Here is a 19,641-nt window from a genome sequence, read left to right as displayed (position 1 = left end):
TAGATGCCATATAAATTATTCGGAGGTTTTTTCTATGTCCAGAACTAAATCATCACAATTATTTTACAGATATTATGAAGAGTGGATTGAGTTGTACAAAGTGAATGCAATTAGGTCAGTCACACTGGATAAGTATTACATGAGTTTAAAGTGGATCATTAAATTAGCTCCTGAATTAAAATTGAGTGATTTGAATCGTCGAAGTTACCAAAAACTGATTAATGATTATGCTTTGGAACATGAAAAACAGACAACCAAGGATTTTCATCATCAAGTGAAAAGTGCGATTATGGATGCCGTTGACGAGGGATTAATCAAACAGAACCCGACTCGAAAAATTATTATTAAGGGAAAAAAACCTAGGAATAAGAAGCCCAAATTCTTAAATCAATATGAATTACAGCAATTAATTCGGCAGCTCGACTTGGGAACAGAATTGAACTGGGATTGGTACATTTTATTAGTCGCAAAAACAGGATTGCGGTTTGCTGAAGCTCTAGCAATTACGCCAAATGATTTCGATTTTTCCAAACAATTGTTGAACGTTGATAAAACTTGGAATTACCGATCAACAATAGGAAATTTCCAACCAACCAAAAATTTTTCGTCAATTAGAAAAATTCAATTGGATTGGCAAATTGCTATGCAGTTTTCTCAAATGATTAAAGGTTTGCCAAAAGATAAACCTATCTTCATTAAACAAAGAGTTTTTAATTCAACTATAAATAATCGTTTAACAGTTCTCTGTAAACGAGCAGAAGTTCCAGTAATAACCGTTCATGGATTAAGACATACTCACGCCTCAATTCTTTTGTTTGCCGGCGTTTCGATTGCTAGTGTTGCAAAAAGGCTTGGACACTCTAATATGACTACTACCCAAGATACTTACTTACACATTATTCAAGAGTTAGAAACACAAGATAGTGAAAAAATAATGCGTCAAATGGCTCAACTAATGTAAAAAGGCAAACACAATAATTTGGGTTATTGTGTTTGCCTTTTTTGTTAGATGAAAAGCTTTTGTAAAAGAAATTGTTTAATTGATTTTAGTTTATCCAACTCTATTCGCTGTAGAATAATTAAATTATCAGTATGTATTATTATTTTTTCAATTTGTTTTTGTTCCTTTAAATGAGGAATTATTACTTCCATTTTTTTGATTTTATCTTTTGAAATATAAAAAATTGTTGATCCAGCCGATTCTCTTTTTAGTTCATGTCTTACATTTGGGGTTTGAAATAATGCATAAATGAAATCTAGAGTTATTGTTTTCTTTGGAAAAAGGCCAATAAAAGTTTGATTCGTAACTAAATCCTTCGTAACTATTGCGACAACACCAAACGTTGCACTTATGGAAACAATCAAAGAGTTTTTAGGAATAATCTTTAAATTCATTTTTTTAATAGTTTCCATAGAAACAAATTTATTTGATTTAGATTTTGATAAATATTTACCTTCTATATCTTCAATTCTAGTCCAAGGTATATTGCCACTAAATTCTTTTGGTTTATCCCGCATTGGAACAATAAATTTTTCAATCAATTGTTCTAACTTACGAAGTTCCCAATCATCATGAAAATCAGCAAATCTAATCTCGGGCACGTTTTCCCCGTCTTTAGGAAATAGTTTCTGCAATAGTCCTTTTTTTAGTTTTGTGTATAGGTCTAACTGCCGTTGTTGTAAAGTTATAATTCCATCAAGCTTATATAGCACATCGCTTATATTTTCTTGTTCAGAGATATCTGCAGGCAAAAAAATGTTAAATCTTGAAAGATCTCCTAAATAAATTCCTGGTTGAGCTGATACAACCTGATTTCTTCTAAGATCCGATTGAAATCTATTTGTTTGAATCAATATTTCAAGAAAGTACGGAATCATTGTCTTGGGTCTAAGATATGCAACACTTCTTTGAAATGTAACTCCATAGGGATTCTTTAGTATTGCACTCTGACCAATTGATCCGACTATTGTCAATAGAACATCGTTCTTCTTTAATTCAAATTTTTTATGAATCGAATGATATTCATCCCAAGATATTTTTCGATCATCATCCGTGATTATGATTTTCCCGTTTTTAACATTCTTTGCACTTAAAAGAAATGGACCGTTTGTTACATTTTTATGAGTCCCATGCGTCCCATCCTTTAATAAAGATAATTCATTTTTTAACTTGTGCTGTTCCCAATCGTCAGTAAAGCCTTTAAAACGTACTTCAGGTACCATTTTTTTATCCATGGTTATTCACCTCGTCACTCAACATAGAGATAAAATCATCAAGATCATTTTGAGTTTTCTCATCAGAAGAAGTGAGTTCTTTCATCATTGAAAGCAACTCATTTTTATTTTCCATAATTTTTTTATTATTTTCTTTAATCTCTTTAGTAATATCTCCTAAGTCAATCTCCGGTTCAGGTTCAAAAGTATCGACATAACGAGGGATATTTAAATTGTATTCATTTTCTTGAATTTCCTTAATTGATGCTACATGTGCATACTTATCAACATCTTTTCGATTCTCATAAGTTTTAACAATCTTATCGATATTCTCTTGAGTTAGTTTATTTTGATTCTTACCTTTTTCAAATTCATTACTGGCATCGATAAACAAAATATCATCATTAGTTTTATTTTTCTTTAGAATCATAATTAAAGTTGGAATACTTGTTGAATAAAAAATATTAGCTGGTAATCCAATAACAGCGTCAATTTGATTTTTATTTACTAATTCTTTACGAATAGTTCCCTCAGCTGCACCACGAAATAAGACACCATGAGGCAAAACAATTCCCATAGTACCAGTCGGCTTCAAATGATATAGTCCGTGTAATAGAAATGCATAATCAGCTTTTGTTTTAGGAGCCAATTTTCCATAATCACGGAAACGAGGATCACTCAAACGTCCGGGATTATTATCCCAATGTGCAGAATATGGTGGATTCATTGCCACAGCATCAAACTGATATGGCTCATCTGAAGGCCAATCAACATCTAGCGTGTCTCCGTTACGAGCATAAATATCTTCATAACTTACTCCATGAAGCATCAAATTCATACGAGCCAAATTAAAAGTTGTATTATTTAACTCTTGTCCATGATAGCTAATTGGTTGATCATCAGTCACTTGATCAGCGATTGTTAACAACAAAGAGCCCGAACCCATAGCTGGATCATAAACACTACGTATTTGAGTGTCACCTTCTTTATGACCAATCGAAACAATGCGTGCGATAATTTCACTAACAGATCTTGGCGTATAGAACTCTCCAGCTTTTTTACCAGCACTCAAGGCAAATTCACTAATCAAGTATTCATATGCATCACCCAGAACATCACGACCATTGTCAAAATTAATGTCTTTTAATGATGTAATAACGTCATTCATAGTTTGACTAGGATTTTTGCCTAATTTATTAGAATCTAAATCTATATCAGAAAAAAGGCCTTCAAAGTCTTCTTCAGAAGAATGTCCCTTTACCGATTGTTCAACATTAAATAGGGCTTGTTTCAAATCACTAATTTGAAATTGATGATGCTGGATTCTAATAACCATTGAATCAAATAAATCATTTGGTTCAATGATATATCCATTAGCTCCATATAGTTCACTCTTAATATCTTCCTGTTGTTCATCCCAATATTTTTTATAAACTTCAATCGGATCACCAGTTTCACCAGTCGCTTCCATAACCGTCTTTAAAGTCATATCACTGAGGAATCGATAAAAAATTAAACCTAACAAATAATTTTTATACTCACTTGCATCCATGGTTCCTCTCAATGCATTAGCAGAATTCCACAATGCTTGTTCCAATGTTTTCGATGTATCTTCACTCATTTTTTTTATTTCTCCCCTGCAATGTATGGTGCTAAATCTTCTTTGATGAATTTTCTCCAAGCACGCTGAACTGAACCTTTAAAGCTCAACACATTTCGATACTCATGTCCATTATTTTTAGCGACATTAATATCAGCTGTTTGTTTCAAAGCCTGTTCATGTCCGAACTCACCCGTAGCCTCATATTCCGTTACCAAACGATTAAATAATTCTTCATTAAGACCATATTCATTGACAAATTTAGTTATTTTTTGTTGCTTCTTTCTGCTTTGATGAAGTGCATAACTAGCTCTAGCATCATAATTTGCAGGTATATCTCCACGTTTTCTTTCCTCAGACACAAACTCACGAATATTTTCAGCCTCTTGACGATTTCCGGCTTTAGCAAATTTATCAGCTGCTTGATTAAATTCATCTGCCGCAAATAAATTTCCAACGTCCAACAAGTATTTAGTTGCCAATCCTAAGACGTATTCTTTGTCTATAACAAGTTCTGTAATCACTACATCGTCAAAGTCGTACTTCAACGAGATTGGATCTGAATCATTATCTGGAGGTTGTTTTAAATTATCCCTAATATTTTTAAATGCACCTTGAAAATAACCAAATTCCTCACTAGTCATACCATATTCATCGGCATGCTCATCCCAATCAAAATCAGAATAAGAAGAAATGTATTGTAATTCTTTAGATAAGTTCCTAAATTTCTTTAAAAAATCAACTTGTTCTTTTTCAGTACCTTTAGTTAAATCATTAGCAACTTCAGGCGTAGGAGTAAATTCTTTCAAATCTTTAACAGATTCTTTAAAAGAATCTTCCATTTCGTGGAATCCTGGTCGAAAGACTTTCTTAAATGAACCCTCACCTGCATACTTTTCAAACGCATCTTCAGTTCGTTCCCTCATTAATTTGGGTCTTCTAAACATAACAACGTTTCCTTGCGTTTTATTTTTATCATAGACACGGTTAGTTCTAGCAAATGCTTGAATCAATCCTTGATATTGCAGTAATTTATCCAAATACAAAGTGTTTAATCTTGGAGCATCAAATCCCGTCAGTAAACGAGCAACTACAATCGTTAAATCAATTTCCTTATCTGATGGCAAGTTTTTATATTGTGCTTCTGTACGAGCAGTTCTTTTCGCAACGTCATCAATATAAACACCCACGTTCTCTAAAGAAAAAGCTGTTTCTGAACCAGCATATCGAATCGAATAATCTTTCATCGCTTCAGCTAATCCTGAACGTTGTTTCTGATTAGTATCACCATTTTCATTAATGGAATAAGTCAATGCAATTTTTAGATTATGCTTACCTTCTTGCCCTAACTTTTTAAACAATCGATAGTAATTTAAGGCCTGATTGATATCTACAGTTGCAAGAATGGCGTTAAATTGATTCTTTTCTGATTTTCTACGCCAATTCTTGATAATCCATTTCACAACTTTCAAACGATAGTTTTGCGCAATTTCTTCATCACTGTTATATGCCTCATCAGGTATTTGTTCTTCTTCTACTTCATCACCCGTACGTTCATTCGTAACTTGCATTAAACTGACATATTCGGAATTAAACGGCAAAATAGCACCATCACTTAAAGCATTCCCGATGTTATACCGATGAAGTTCAGGTCCAAATTGACTTTCAGTAGTTTGATCTTGAGGTGTTTTATTGAACTCAAAAATTGGTGTACCCGTAAATCCATACCAATTTTGTTTTGGAAAGGCCTGACGAATAACTTTCTGCATTTCACCAAATTGTGATCTATGAGCTTCATCAACAATGAATACCATGCGTTTTTTCATCACATTAACTAAAGGTTCTCTATGACCAGTGTTGATAGCTTCTTCATTTCGTTCAACGGCTATTTTCATCTTATTAATAGTTGTCGTTATAACACCAGGTTTTGAACTTCTAAGTCGTCTGATTAGCTCTCCAGTATTATTAGTTTCAAAAATAGTATCGTCACTATTACTAGAGAATTTGCTAAAGTTCTTTCCTGATTGATTATCTAATTCTTTTCTATCAGATAAAAAAATCACTTGATTATTAGGATTTCTCTGTAGTAAAGTTGCTATTTTATATGCTGTAAGTGTTTTGCCAGAACCGGTAGCATGCCAGACATAACCATCCTCATGCTTTGAAAAAGCTTCACGAACAGCATTCACTGCATGAATTTGGTAAGGACGCAAAACTTTTAAAGCATCCCCGTCAGCAACGGTATAATTACTAATCAAATTGTGTGCCATAGGAATTCTCAAAAAATCTTCTGTAAATTGTTTCCAGTTATGTACTGGATGGTTTTTCTTATCTAACCATTCAAAAAAGAATTTATTATTAAATAAATCAGCACTTTTTTCATTAGCAAAATAGCGGGCCGTATCTTCTTTTAAAGCCACAAAAATTTGTACGGCTGAAAATAGCCCATCATACTTATGTTCAGACTTGTACTTCACGATTTGATTAGATGCTTCTTTGATACTGACATCGACTTTTTTCTCTTCAATTTGAATTAATGGTAGGCCATTAAACAATAGCGTTACATCAAAACGTCGATTAACATTTTCTGGAGAATCTTCTTTTCCGGGTCTGATTGCTTGTCTGATAACTTCGTAACGCATTTGACCACCAGCTATCGCATCGCGCCAAAATAATTTCAAATCCATTGTTCCCAATTCCGGATTCTCTCGAGCAATATTGAGTACAGATTCATAATTTCCAGTTAAAAACTCATTCATTTCAGTTGGGGTTTTCCCACCGATATTTCGCATAATTTCACTCATTTCGGTGTCTGTTATCTTTACCCCATTTAAAGCACTGTAGTTATTTTGATTTAGTATTTCACGAAAATGATTCTCTAAGTCTTTTGGTGTCGCATTATCTAATTTTTTGTTATACGTCCATCCATTTTGAGTCAGAGTTTCAACGAACTCTTTTTCAAAAGTTAGTTCCCCTTTCGTTTTGTACAGAGCCATATTTTCTCCCTCACTTTGTCAATTAAAAAACTATATAAAAATCCTATTATGTCCAGTTTAACTGTAGAACTTACGCAGTTCCAGAGTTTTAGTCATTAGATTACCCACTTTTCTTTTATTGCATACAAAAAAGCGACTAGACAATCCGTCTAATCGCTTTTATAACTACTCTTCAAAAAAATCCTCATCAATTTCAAATAGATCTAAATGTCTCTTAACTTGTACCCCAACTTGATATTGCAGCATCAAATTTGTTAATTGAATGCCATCAATCAAAACAATTGAGAAATTCTTTGCTGTTTCTTTTGCTCCGTCGGAGAATTTAGAAGTTGTTATAAACACTCCTCTATCAGCATGTTTACTCGATAAAGCGCCATAGAAGCCCTCAATTGCTGGTCTTTGAACTACATTATCATTTTTATACCTTTTTGCTTGAATATATACCGTGTTAGTTCCTAATGGATCTTGATTAATTATTCCATCGATTCCACCGTCGTTTGTTGGAGGAGTAACTTCAGCTGAACCATTTTGACCTTTATAACCCATTTTTGAAAGGAGATCGACAACTAATCTTTCAAAAAAAGTTGGCTTTGATTCTTGAATTTTTTTTAACAGATTAGAAGCAATTTCATTATTATATCTAGTGACCTTATTGGATAATTCAGCAACTTCATCTACTGAATCATCCTCATTAATATTCTTATTACGTTCATTTAATTCTTTTTGATGTTGAACATAGGCAGGTAAAGAATGTACTTTATCTCTAGTAATTTCTTCCCCACTATCGAGGAGTTTCTTTCCCAATTGACTAATCTGATAAATTCCTCTCGAAGGTCGTTCCAAAGCTCCTCCTATAAATAAATCACTAACAGCCCAGCCCACTCGTCCTTCAATTAGCACGTCATCTGGATATTTGGAGGATACTAAATTTCTCAAATTTTCAGGTAATTCTAAAGAATTTGCCACATCAAATGTTATCGAAGACTTTGATACTGCTCCATGTTCATTTGTATACTTCAGAACTAACGGCATTAAAGAATCCCATGTCGGCAAACCGTGCTTACTCAATTTTAACTTTTTATAATCCATAACTTCCCCCCAGAGAAACACTTACTTATATGTTTAGTATAACAGGGTAGAAATTTTAAAAATGATTTTAAATTATAGAAATCCATACAAAAAGAGCTGGACTTTAATCCAGCTCTTTTTCATTTTTTAAAACAACCCCAAAACAGCAACCACAACAATCGGCACCAACAGCGAAGGCAACAGATTCAGCACTTTGATTTTCTTAATATTCAACAATCCTAATCCTGAGGCCAAAATCAAAATCCCTCCAACTACAGTCAACTCGGTGATCATATCGGTGTTGATGGAATTTTGTAGCAACATGGCAATTAAGTAAATGCTCCCTTGCCAACAGAAGACTGCTACGGCGGCGAAGGCCATCCCTAATCCAAAGGTTGATGCCAAGACAATCGAGGTGATTCCGTCGAGCATTCCGTTGGTAAACAAGAAGGTATAATCCCTATTCAGTGCGGCCTGAATTGGTCCCAAAATTGACAGCGAGCCGATGCAGTAGAGTAATATCCCAGTCGCCAATCCTTCGGCCAAATTTGCTTTCCCATCTGTGGTTGGTTTAGAAAATTTACCGACCAAGTTGTCAAAATGTTTTTCCAAGTCGAGCCATTGTCCAATCACGCCACCGATAGCCAAGCTAACGATGAATAGTACCGGATAGTGGCTTTTTGGCATATTGTGCACCACGGCGTTGATTCCGACTACCATGGCAACCAGCCCCAAAGCTTGAGTCAGAATCTCATTATAAGCAGGTTTAATCCCCTTTTTGAAATAACTGCCGGCAAAACTGCCTAGCAAGATCATCGTGACGTTAAAAAATGTTCCAATCATGGAATTCCCCCCTCTAAATTATTAACAGAAATTATAAACTCTCTAGTAACTAGAGGGTCAATCACTTTTAATAGGTATTTTTATTTCAGTGACGTATTTAGCAAAGTCGTCGGTAATTCCGTAGTCGATCAGTGCCGTTTCAATCGCTGGACCGTCAATTTCAAAATTGTGTTTTTGACAATATTGCAACAACTTCTGGTACTGAATTGCGGCGGTATCATGGGTTCCGTGAAATCTGATTCGAACGTATTTGCCAGCTTGCAAACTACCAGTCGCATCTCCCAAATCACCCGGTTCTAAAATTAGTAACAAGCCGTTGTAACTATCAAAGTGTTTATTCAACAAATTATTGCGTGACACCATCAAGGCAATTTTGCCCAAGAAAATATTTTTATCTAGGCCAAAACGTTTTCTCAAGGTGATAATGGGAAATTCGATGTCGTCGTTTGGTCGGTAATCTTCGTCCAGATAAACTACTGGCACTGCTGGCAAATCGAGCACTTCTATCTTATCCAATGTGCTTTTCACGGCATCTTCGACTTGATTGATTCGAGCATCGATGCGGCGGTCGATATTTTTCAGTGCGGTAATCTGCTTTTGGACTTGTAACTTTTGCTCCTTTAACATGGCTTCCAACTTATTAATATCTCGCGCATCGAAAAATTGTTTGATCGTCTCAATCGGCAAATCGAGCGCTCGCAAATACGTGATCACATTTAAGCGTTCAAATTGTTGAGTCGAATAATAGCGATAATGAGTTTTACGATTTATCTTAGCTGGTTTCAACAAACCGACTTCGTCATAATAACGCAGGGTTGGCACCTTGATATTAAAGAGTTTCGACAATTGTCCGATAGTGAATAACTGATCCATCGCTATCTCCTTTTTAATGATTTATTTACTTCAAATTATGAAAGAAATATCATTCATATCTGGGATACAAACATATTTATATAATTTTATAATACGTAATGTATAGATATATTTTAAATTAAGATTTTTTATATAAATGTGTTTTTTCGGGGGAATCAAAATGAAGAACAGTCAACTGAGAGTGATTCTCTTCCCGCTACTTTTTTTAGCAATGTTCATAATAGTCGGAACCCAATCATTAACTAAGGTAAATGCAGATAGTCAAGCTGAGACTGTGGCTATCATGAAAAAAATCAATGATGGTATTTCTAATTGGGATTACAAGACGCAATATACTAATCCTAAAAATGTTATTGGAAAAATTCCTATCGGTGATGGATTATCACTAGATTACACTTTTGGGGCAGCTCAAAATCAAAACGGGACGGTTATGGCTGGTGACAATACGATCGCAACTGACCACAAGATTTCGCAAGGTTTACAAACTTACTCTAAAATAAATATTTTTCTGGAACACAATAATCAATATTACGGAATTATTCATCAAAACAAAAATGCCTATATTGGTACGGGCGGACAACCTTATACGGCTTCAGACTCCTCTTTGGACTTTGCCGTAGTTACTGGTAGTCTTACACTCTCCGGTGCTAACTATGGGGTTATGGGTCAAACGAGCAATAAAGTTTTTGCTACTGGTACTGATTCAAAGCAACGGACTGTTTTAAAAATTGGTGGAAAACTGAATAATCCATCAAATATGTATGCTGAAGTTGTTCTTCGTCCAAATCCATCGGGAGCTCCAATTGTTCAAAGAGAATTGTATCTTTATAACAATACCTCAAATGATATGAAAATGTTCCAAGTATATTTTGGTGAGGATACTGCTTTAGGTAAAGATCCTTCAATTGTCGATGATGTTCCACTTTATGCCATTGGAAATGATGAAGGATTGTACATGTATGATACACAAACTCCTTCAAATAGTGGTTCAAAACTTTACGTAACTAATAACGTTGCCGACGGCTTTAACAGTTATATGGGAAAAGCCTACGTCGACTCTGGTCTCTGGAATTTAAAGGGCTTCGCTGAAATTTATAATGGTGGACAAATTGCTAATCCCAATTTGAAATACAAAGACACTACTAATGGTGATAATGGTCGGCCCGCTGGATCAAAATTGCTCTTTGGTACAACGGAAAATTCAAATATCGTTTATCCAGTTGTTAATGGAAGAAATGGCGACAAACTACAAGATTCTGCCTATACCTTAAGATGGCCACTAGCAACAGAAGATAATCCTTTAAAGCCTGGACAAACTGCTCATTATGCATCAACCATGGGGGCAACTTTAGCTGGCTATCCGATCCCCTCCGTTTCAAAGACTTACACGAACGAGAATCCACACGCTGATGGTTTAGTTCATATCGGCGATAGATTGAAATTCACTCTGAAAGCTAAAAATGATGGTCTAAAGTCCAATTGGTCTTTGACAGATATCAGAGATGCTCTTCCAAAGGGATTAGACATTGACACAAGTTCAATCAATTACAAATGGACAGAAATGACTACCGGTGGTTCTGATCAACATCAAAAGGATACCGAAAAAACTATTGCTAGCGGTACTATTCCTAGTATGTATGTAACAAGTAATTCTCTGGGTGACACTTTGGACTATACTCCCACCAATACTGTTTTAAAGGAAAAAGATCAGTACTACGTCACTTTCTATGCGACAGTGAACAATAAAGCTCCATTTTCTGTCGATAGTTCAAAGAATTTAGTCAATGAAGCCTCTTTTACCGGCTTCAACGCTGATACCAATAAAGACAACAAAACTTTCACCGCCTCAGTCAATATCCCCATCTTGACTACTGGATTCAATTATTCATTTACAAACCAGGTTCGCAATGTCACCACCGATCCGACTGGTACTTTTGACAGTGAAGTAGATGCTCACCAAGGGGATATTGTCGAATTCAAATCTACCTTCACTGGTACTCAAGACATTGCCGCTCAATCAATCTACACGAATATCCTTAATAATTCTGACTTATCATTGATTTCTGGTTCCGTATTTCTAAATGGGGCGATGCAGCCAGACAGTATCGGTAAAGGAATTTATTTATCTAAGACGACTGCCACGAATTCTAATACCATCATGTTCCGGGCCAAAGTCAATAAATCCACATCAGGAACTATCGAAAATAGAGCCAACATGAATTCTGTTACATCCAGTTCTGGTACTTTTAACAATTTACTTTCTGATAAAGCTTCAATCAATGTTCAAGAAGACATCCCCTCGACTTCCTTTGTTGAAGTTCCCGAATTCATTGATTTCGGTAGTATCAATTCAACTGGTAACGAAAGAATGCTGACCAACAAGCAAACTAAAGGTAACCTCATCGTCAGTCACAGTGCTGAAACTCCATTTGAAGTTTTAGTCAGTTACGACAATAACGGTGATCAAGCTATAAATAACGGTAATGAAAAACTTGTTCAAGACAATGGTTTATCATTAATGCTCAACAATAACGCCAATGAATCTCAAGACAAGTGGACGCCGCTTTCTCAAGCTGGAGTTCCGATTGCCAATAAAGATTTCACTGGATCTAGCGACGAACTCGATCTAACCAAATATGTCGGTTTAGACAAATGGAAGCTAAGAGTTCCTGGTACAGCTCAATCTGGTAAATATAGCGGTCAAGTTACTTGGACTATTGCCGATACAGTTAGTTAAGAGAGTGGAACAAGAGCGGTCAGCTCCCGGACGATAACGTAATTTCAGGAATTGCTCGTCGCACTTTGCGAGTGATTCCTGAAATTTTGTTATCTCGGAGGGAGTTGCTCTTGTGTAACTCGTTTCAATAAATAAGCCATTATTCCTAAATTTAAATTAGAAATAATGGCTTATTTAATTTTGTGAAAGAAAAGAACTTTGTTATTGAATTATTTCGTTAATTATTTCACTTTATAATATATATTGTATAAATACATTCAGCGATAAGAATTTTGTTTATAAATATATTTTTATGGAGGAAATAAAATGAAAGGACATCAATCAGTTCCCAAAATATTTTTACTGGTTTTTACCGTGTTATTAATGATCCTAACTTTTAATTCAACAACGGTTAATGCCGCAACTTCAAAAACTGCCGTCATGAATGCGGAAAAAATTATGCGACAATACGACGGTGTTACCAACTGGCAACAAAAAAGTGACGTGGCAAGTAATGAAATTGGGAGAATTCCCATAGGTGGAAATGTCTCTCTTGGTTATACTTTCGGGGCCGCCCGTGATGCCAATGGTAATGTTAAGGCCGGCGACAAAACTATCTCACGAGAAAGTACTTATAGTTTTACGAACAAAATTCCTAACATAACCCATTCTAAAATAAATATTTTTCTCGATGATAATGGTAAATATTACGGTATTTTACACCAAGGTGACAACTCCTATATTGGTGGTTCTCCGGAAAATGCTTCAATTTCTTCAATTGACTTCGCATTACTGGAAAACAGCCAAAGATCTAGTGTATTTTATCAAGATATGAACCTATTAATAAAATCATCACAAATTGATTCATCCAATGGTGGAATATATAAACTCTTTTATACCGCTACCGATAAAAGAGGCCGAAAGATATTTAAAATGGTCGGACATTTTTCCGCGAAGAATCTCTTCTATGAAGTAGTTCTTAGACCATCCCCTAGTGGATCCCCAGTTGTTCAACGTGAACTATACGTTTACAATCCTTCAACTGGTGATGCAACTTTTCAACCTTTCTTTGGTGAAGACACCGGACTAGATCCTAATAATGATAATATCAGTGCGGTTGATAACGTTCCTATGTTTGCCATCGGTGGTGGCTTAGGCTTGTATATCGAAAGTGGTATTAAATCCTCTGAATCAAAGTTATTTATTACTAACAATGTTGATGGAGGATTCAAAGATTTCATGGGTCGTGTTTTGGCTTATCCTGATAACTGGAGTGCAAAAGGTATGCAATATGGCTCTACTAATTCTGCCATTCAGTCCCCCAGTCTTCCCGTTGTGGCAGATAACAAACCCACTAAAGATCAAGTCGGTGACACTAACGCCGTGGCTGATCACAATCTATTGATTGGTAAAAGTAATTCCGGTCAAGAATATAAAATCGTCGATGGTAATGGAAAACAAGATACGTCTTATATTCTAAGATGGCCTTACACTAAACTTGCTTCAGGTGGTGTCGCAAAATTCGTTTCAAACATTGGTGCCACAGTTAAACCTTACGCTATTCCAACCGTCAAAAAGACATACAAGAACCTCACTTCAACTGATGGAACTAACAATGTTGGTGATAAACTTCGCTTTACTCTATCAGTAAGAAATGATGGTTACGGTTCTAATTGGATAATCACTAATATTAAAGATGACTTACCAGAAAGCTTAACTATTGATCCAAATAGTCTTCTAGCGGATGGAAATAGTATTAATTACAACCCTAATGCCAGTATCACCGATGGTCAGACAGCAACCTATACTTTTGACGCGACAATCAACAATAAAGCGGCCTTCGGTTTAGTAAATGGAAAAATCAGTAATACTGTTCACTTCACCGGCTACAATAAAGGCTTTAGCGATAGCAAGACTTATGAAGATACCGTTGAAATTCCGGTTGTAAAACCAGATTACTCCTACATCTTCAATCACCAAGTCCGTAACATCACTGCTGATCCCAATAGTAATTTTGCTCAAACAGTAGACGCAACTACTGGAGATATTTTGGAAATCAAGTCTGAATTCATGGTTAGTACAGGTATCGCTAAAGATGCCATATATTTAAATGACCTCAACGATTATGTAGATCCAGTTACCCATAGAAAGGACACCCTTAATGATAAAAGGGACAAATTATCACTAATATCTGGTAGTGTGCACGTAAACGGTGAATTAGCTTCAGATTCTATCTCGACTAGTGGTCTATATATAGGAGCATACACACCTGCTAACCAATCAAATATTTTCACTTATAAGGTTACTGTAAATAGTGCGCTTGAAGAAAAAATTCAAAATAGCGCTGCCATGCGAAATGTCATAAACCTTAGTGGTAAAGCACTAAACATTGGACCATCAGATACCATCTATATCAATGTTCATCCGCCCGCACCAACCACAGCTTTCATCGAAGTTCCTGAATTCATCGACTTTGGCAGCATCAACTCAACTGGCACCGAGAAAACGTTAACCAACAAGCAAACCAAAGGAAGCCTGATCGTCAGCCACAGCGAAGAGACCCCCTTCCAAGTCCTAGTCAGCTATGACAACGAAGGCGACCAAGCTATAACCAATGGTAGTGAAAAATTAATTCAGGACGATGGCGTATCCCTATCACTCAACAATAATTCTCAAGATGAAACAAATGAGTGGACCCCATTGTCAACATCTGGCGTTCCAATCACCGATAAAACTATCAACGGTTCCCCCGACCCAATCAACCTAACCCAATACGTCGGTTTAAATAAATGGCAATTGCGAGTTCCAAAAACAGCTATCTCCGGTCAATACAGTGGTCAAGTCACTTGGACTATTGCCGACTCAATAGTTGAGTAAAAAAAGAGTGAGAAAATTCTCACTCTTTTTTTCACGCTCTAATTTGATTGCTTAATCATCCCAACATCAATTCCAGCTTCTGAACCAATAAAATCAACAATATAACCAATAACTTCAGTATCATCCCAGTCAGCCGATAAATCCAAATTAACTTGCCGGCCATCTTTTAAGTTAACTTCCAGATAATACGGCGTTGGCAAATGAAACATGATTTTCTTAGGAGCATAAAATGAACCACCTAAAATATTCGACGGAGCATTCATATCCTTACCAACAATCACAGTCATACTCTTAATCTCATCAAACTTAAATCGCACCCGACTCTCACTGAACGGAAATAATACCGCCTGAAACCGCACATTAAAATTTTGGTAATCGGTATTTTGAATCCCCTCAGAATCAATTTCCCAGTGCCCAAAGAAATCATACATACTACGCGTAAATAACAAAGCCACGACGACCAAAGCAGTTATCGCTAGAATTACTGCTAACAAAGTTATTTTAGTAAAAATTTGTATCCCGATACCGACGACGATCCCTATCACACAACTGATTAGCGCCGGTACATAATTGATCTTGCGACCAAATTCTATTTTATCCATATGTTTCTCTTTTCAATTTTTCTAACAATGTTTAATTCTATACTTTTTCAGAGCATGAAAAAAGCGCTAGTAAAATACCAGCGCTTTTTTATTATATTTGCCTTAATGCTCGAGAGTTGACCATGTCCTGTCCCACTCTCTAGTTGAAACGAGTTGCACAAGCCAGACTCAGCCATATAGCTACATTTCCCAAATCACACACAAGCCCGGTGTGCAATTCGTGAAATTAGGCTATCTGTCTGAGTCTAAGCAGGCTTGTTTCACTCTCTACATCATACCGCCCATACCACCGGCAGCAGGGTTACCTGCACCAGCAGCGGCATTGTCATCCTTTGGTTCTGGCTTGTCAGCAACAACAGCTTCAGTTGTCAATAACAAGGCAGCAACACTAGCAGCATTTTGTAGAGCTGAACGTGTAACCTTAGTTGGGTCAATGATTCCGGCGTCTACCATGTTTTCCCACTTGTCGTTAGCAGCGTTAAATCCAATTTCGTTATCTTGGTTCTTGATGTGTTCAACGATAACTGAACCTTCATAACCAGCGTTTTCAGCGATTTGACGTAGTGGTTCTTCAAGGGCACGGGCAACGATATTGATACCTGTTTGAACGTCTCCGTCTTCTTTAAGAGCCTTAACCTTGCCTAATACGTTCATCAAAGCTGTACCACCACCAGCAACGTAGCCTTCTTCAACAGCGGCACGTGTAGCGTTTAGAGCATCTTCAATTCTGTATTTACGTTCTTTTAGTTCTGTTTCAGTAGCAGCACCAACTTTAACAACAGCAACACCACCGGCTAATTTAGCCAAACGTTCTTGAAGCTTTTCTTTGTCAAAGTCTGAAGTTGTTTCAGCAATTTGTTTCTTGATCAAGTCAACACGTTCGTTGATAGCGTCCTTGTTACCTGAACCTTCAACAATTGTTGTGTTGTCCTTGGTAACAGTAACCTTACCAGCTTGTCCTAATTGATCCATTGTTGTGTCTTTTAGTTCAAGACCAAGGTCAGAAGTAATAACTGTACCACCAGTTAATGTAGCGATATCTTCTAGTTGAGCCTTACGACGGTCACCAAAGCCAGGTGCCTTAACAGCAACAACGTTGAATGTACCACGGATCTTGTTCAAAACAAGTGTTGGCAATGCTTCACCATCAATGTCATCAGCAATGATAAGTAGTGACTTACCTTGTTGAACGATCTTTTGTAGTAATGGCAAAATGTCTTGGATATTTGAGATCTTCTTGTCAGTGATCAAGATGTAAGGATTGTCGAGGTCAGCTTCCATCTTGTCGTTATCTGTAACCATGTATTGTGAAATGTATCCACGGTCGAATTGCATACCTTCAACAACGTCTAGAGTTGTATCAATACCTTTTGATTCTTCAATTGTGATAACACCATCGTTACCAACTTTTTCCATAGCGTCAGCAATCAATTTACCTGTTTCTTCACTAGCAGATGAAACTGAAGCTACTTGAGCAATATCACTCTTGCCTGAAACTTTGTGAGAAATATTGTGAAGTTCATCAACAGCAGCTTTTGTAGCCTTTTCGATACCAGTTCTGATACCAACAGGGTTAGCACCGGCTGTAACGTTCTTCATACCTTCCTTAACGATAGCTTGTGCCAAAACAGTAGCTGTAGTAGTACCATCACCGGCAATGTCGTTAGTCTTTGAAGCAACTTCAGAAACAAGTTTTGCACCCATGTTTTCGAAGTGGTCTTCTAATTCGATACTCTTAGCGATAGTAACACCATCGTTTGTGATTTCTGGAGCACCGTAACTCTTTTCAAGAACAACGTTTCTACCCTTAGGTCCGATAGTTGTCTTAACTGTGTCTGCTAATTTGTTAACACCTGCAAGCATCTTTGCACGTGCGTCTTCTGAAAACTTAATTTGTTTTGCCATTAATTTTCACACTCCGTAAATTATTTCATAATTGATCAAAAATTTATTTTTAAAAATTATTCAACGATAGCCATGATATCTTTTTCATGAAGGATTAAATATTCACTGTCTTCATACTTAACTGTTGAGCCTGAGTATTTATCAAATAGAATCTTATCACCTTTTTTAACGCTCATAGGCAATTTCTTTCCATCGTCAGTAACTAAGCCATCACCTACAGCAACAACTTCAGCTGTTTGAGGCTTTTCCTTAGCATTATTTGCTAAAACAATACCGCCGACTGTCTTTTCTTCTTCTTTATCGACTGTTACAATTACTCTATCTCCAAGTGGTTTTAACAATTTAAATCCCTCCGATTATTATTTTTTTCTGTTTTTATTTTTATCTTTAGCACTCGAACATCTCTTGTGCTAATCACAAGTTTTATATTAACATTTTATTGAAAACATGCAAGTATTTACCTCTAAAAATTAAAGGAGTTATCATGGCATTTCCAAAAAATCAATTTTTTACATTACTAACTTACATCCTGTTGTTGTTACTAGGATCAGTTTTAAACATGCTGCAAGTGACTGGCAGTCTGTATTTTGTCCTATTAACTTTGGGAGCAATTTTAGCCACCGGAATTATGATGTACTTAGTCAAAAAAGACCAGAAATTCAATTTTGAAAAAACTACTGACTTAAATCACAATCTCCAATGGGTCATCTTAGGAACCATCGGGGCAATCGTTTTGCAATACGGGATTGGCTTCATTGACCAGCTGATTTTCCACACTAGTACTCATTCCCAAAACACGATGCAATTATTGTTGATGGTCAAAACTTATCCCTACTATTTCATCTACGTATTGATCTGTGCGCCAATCATGGAAGAAATCGTCTTTCGTCGATTGTTCTTTGGTAACTTGATCAAACCGACAAATATTTATATTGCGGCAATCATCTCAGCGTTCTTATTCGCTTTCATGCATCAGGATACAAGATTTCTAGTTTATGTCGCAATGGGACTATGGTTTTCATTTATTTATTACAAATCTGAAAATATTTATGCTAGTGCCGGTAGCCACATCCTGATGAACGCTATCGTTTTGACTTTGTCGATGCGGTAATGCCAAATTGTAAAACTTATAAACTAACTATCAACTCATTTATGAACTAAAATCTCCTTTGAAAATATAAATTCAAGGGAGATTTTTTTATGTCTGAGAAAGTTATTGTCATCACTGGTGCCTCTAGTGGTATCGGTGCTGCTTGTGCAAAATTATTGGCTACAAAAAATAATAAAATTGTCTTAGCCGCCAGAAGAAAGAAACGTCTCCAAAAGATTGCTACTGAGATCCAGCAAGAAAATGGCTCAGCGATTGCCGTGCAAACTGACGTTACCGATCAAGCTCAGGTTCAAGAATTAGCTAAAAAAGCTGTGTCTGAGTATGGTCGAATCGACGTTTGGATCAACAATGCTGGTTTGATGCCTCGTTCAGAATTCATTAAAGGTCGAATTGAAGAATGGGACAAAATGATCGATGTAAATATCAAAGGAACCCTTTACGGAATCGCTGCCGTTTTGCCAATCATGCGTAAACAAAAAAGTGGTCAGATCATCAACCTTGCTTCTGTCGCTGGTCATGCCATCAGTATTGGTTCTGGCGTCTACTCCGCAACTAAATTTGCTGTGAGAGCTATTAGTGAAGGTTTGCGTCAAGAAGAAGCTGCGGCTAAAAGTAATATTCGTGTCACCGTAATCTCACCTGGTGCCGTCGCAACTGAATTGACAGAACACGTAAAAGATCCCGAAACTAAAGCACAACTAGATCAGTTTTATAAAGATTATGCCATCGGTGCTGACCGAATTGCCAACACGATTGCTTTTGCCATCGACGCTCCTGAAGATACGACTATGAACGAAATCGTTATTCGCCCGACTATTCAAAAATAAAAAAACAGC

At 36.4% G+C, this 19,641-nt stretch carries 14 protein-coding genes; 5 read left to right on the top strand and 9 right to left on the bottom strand.

Translation table 11 applies throughout. The features are described 5' to 3' along the window. The first annotated feature begins 34 nt into the window (after positions 1-34). Complete coding sequence (locus EGT49_RS04865; protein WP_135372073.1) at positions 35-961, top strand: site-specific integrase; 927 nt, start codon at positions 35-37, stop codon at positions 959-961. Positions 962-1,005: 44 nt separating this feature from the next. On the opposite strand, the gene EGT49_RS12450 is transcribed toward EGT49_RS04865, so the two are convergent. The 6 genes from EGT49_RS12450 to EGT49_RS04835 all read right to left on the bottom strand — a co-directional run bounded on the left by EGT49_RS12450 (position 1,006) and on the right by EGT49_RS04835 (position 9,594). Continuing rightward, on the bottom strand, positions 1,006-2,235 hold the full coding sequence (locus tag EGT49_RS12450) for a restriction endonuclease subunit S (RefSeq protein ID WP_167849756.1): 1,230 nt from the start codon (positions 2,233-2,235) through the stop codon (positions 1,006-1,008). Beyond that, entirely contained in the window at positions 2,228-3,835 is a 1,608-nt protein-coding gene (locus EGT49_RS04855; protein ID WP_135372071.1) for a type I restriction-modification system subunit M, read from the bottom strand. Before EGT49_RS04855 ends, EGT49_RS12450 begins: the two co-directional genes overlap by 8 nt. Before the next feature lie 5 nt (positions 3,836-3,840). Next, positions 3,841-6,810 carry a type I restriction endonuclease subunit R gene (locus EGT49_RS04850; RefSeq protein ID WP_135372069.1) on the bottom strand — a complete coding sequence of 990 codons (2,970 nt, stop codon included), beginning with the start codon at positions 6,808-6,810 and terminating at the stop codon, positions 3,841-3,843. 165 nt (positions 6,811-6,975) lie between these two features. Further along, positions 6,976-7,899: a restriction endonuclease gene (locus EGT49_RS04845; protein ID WP_135372067.1), complete on the bottom strand. Its 924-nt coding sequence runs from the start codon at positions 7,897-7,899 to the stop codon at positions 6,976-6,978. 126 nt (positions 7,900-8,025) lie between these two features. Beyond that, positions 8,026-8,721, bottom strand: coding sequence for a DUF554 domain-containing protein (locus tag EGT49_RS04840; RefSeq protein WP_135372065.1), 696 nt, complete (start codon positions 8,719-8,721; stop codon positions 8,026-8,028). 57 nt (positions 8,722-8,778) lie between these two features. Continuing rightward, positions 8,779-9,594: a MerR family transcriptional regulator gene (locus EGT49_RS04835; RefSeq protein ID WP_135372063.1), complete on the bottom strand. Its 816-nt coding sequence runs from the start codon at positions 9,592-9,594 to the stop codon at positions 8,779-8,781. Positions 9,595-9,754: 160 nt separating this feature from the next. Here EGT49_RS04835 and EGT49_RS04830 point away from each other — a divergent pair, with 160 nt between their 5' ends. Together EGT49_RS04830 and EGT49_RS04825 are read left to right on the top strand one after the other, a co-directional pair. Next, entirely contained in the window at positions 9,755-12,331 is a 2,577-nt protein-coding gene (locus EGT49_RS04830) for an isopeptide-forming domain-containing fimbrial protein (protein ID WP_135372061.1), read from the top strand. Between the two features lie 306 nt (positions 12,332-12,637). Continuing rightward, complete coding sequence (locus EGT49_RS04825) at positions 12,638-15,187, top strand: isopeptide-forming domain-containing fimbrial protein (RefSeq protein ID WP_135372059.1); 2,550 nt, start codon at positions 12,638-12,640, stop codon at positions 15,185-15,187. A gap of 38 nt (positions 15,188-15,225) precedes the next feature. Here the strand turns inward: EGT49_RS04825 and EGT49_RS04820 are convergent, their stop codons facing one another. The 3 genes from EGT49_RS04820 to groES form a co-directional block, all read right to left on the bottom strand. Further along, positions 15,226-15,789, bottom strand: coding sequence for a hypothetical protein (locus EGT49_RS04820; RefSeq protein WP_135372057.1), 564 nt, complete (start codon positions 15,787-15,789; stop codon positions 15,226-15,228). 267 nt (positions 15,790-16,056) lie between these two features. After that, entirely contained in the window at positions 16,057-17,694 is a 1,638-nt protein-coding gene (groL, locus tag EGT49_RS04815) for a chaperonin GroEL (protein WP_135372055.1), read from the bottom strand. 56 nt (positions 17,695-17,750) lie between these two features. Beyond that, positions 17,751-18,035: a co-chaperone GroES gene (groES, locus tag EGT49_RS04810; protein WP_135372054.1), complete on the bottom strand. Its 285-nt coding sequence runs from the start codon at positions 18,033-18,035 to the stop codon at positions 17,751-17,753. 143 nt (positions 18,036-18,178) lie between these two features. On the opposite strand from groES, the gene EGT49_RS04805 reads away from it, so the two are divergent. Together EGT49_RS04805 and EGT49_RS04800 are read left to right on the top strand one after the other, a co-directional pair. Beyond that, entirely contained in the window at positions 18,179-18,805 is a 627-nt protein-coding gene (locus EGT49_RS04805; RefSeq protein WP_246013801.1) for a CPBP family intramembrane glutamic endopeptidase, read from the top strand. A gap of 89 nt (positions 18,806-18,894) precedes the next feature. Continuing rightward, complete coding sequence (locus EGT49_RS04800; protein WP_135372052.1) at positions 18,895-19,632, top strand: SDR family oxidoreductase; 738 nt, start codon at positions 18,895-18,897, stop codon at positions 19,630-19,632. Positions 19,633-19,641 lie beyond the last annotated feature (9 nt).

Source organism: Companilactobacillus suantsaicola (assembly GCF_004745525.1).
Classification (GTDB): Bacteria; Bacillota; Bacilli; order Lactobacillales; family Lactobacillaceae; genus Companilactobacillus; species Companilactobacillus suantsaicola.
The sequence above is the reverse complement of the archived record's forward strand: the minus strand, read 5'-3'. Positions and strand labels throughout refer to the sequence as shown.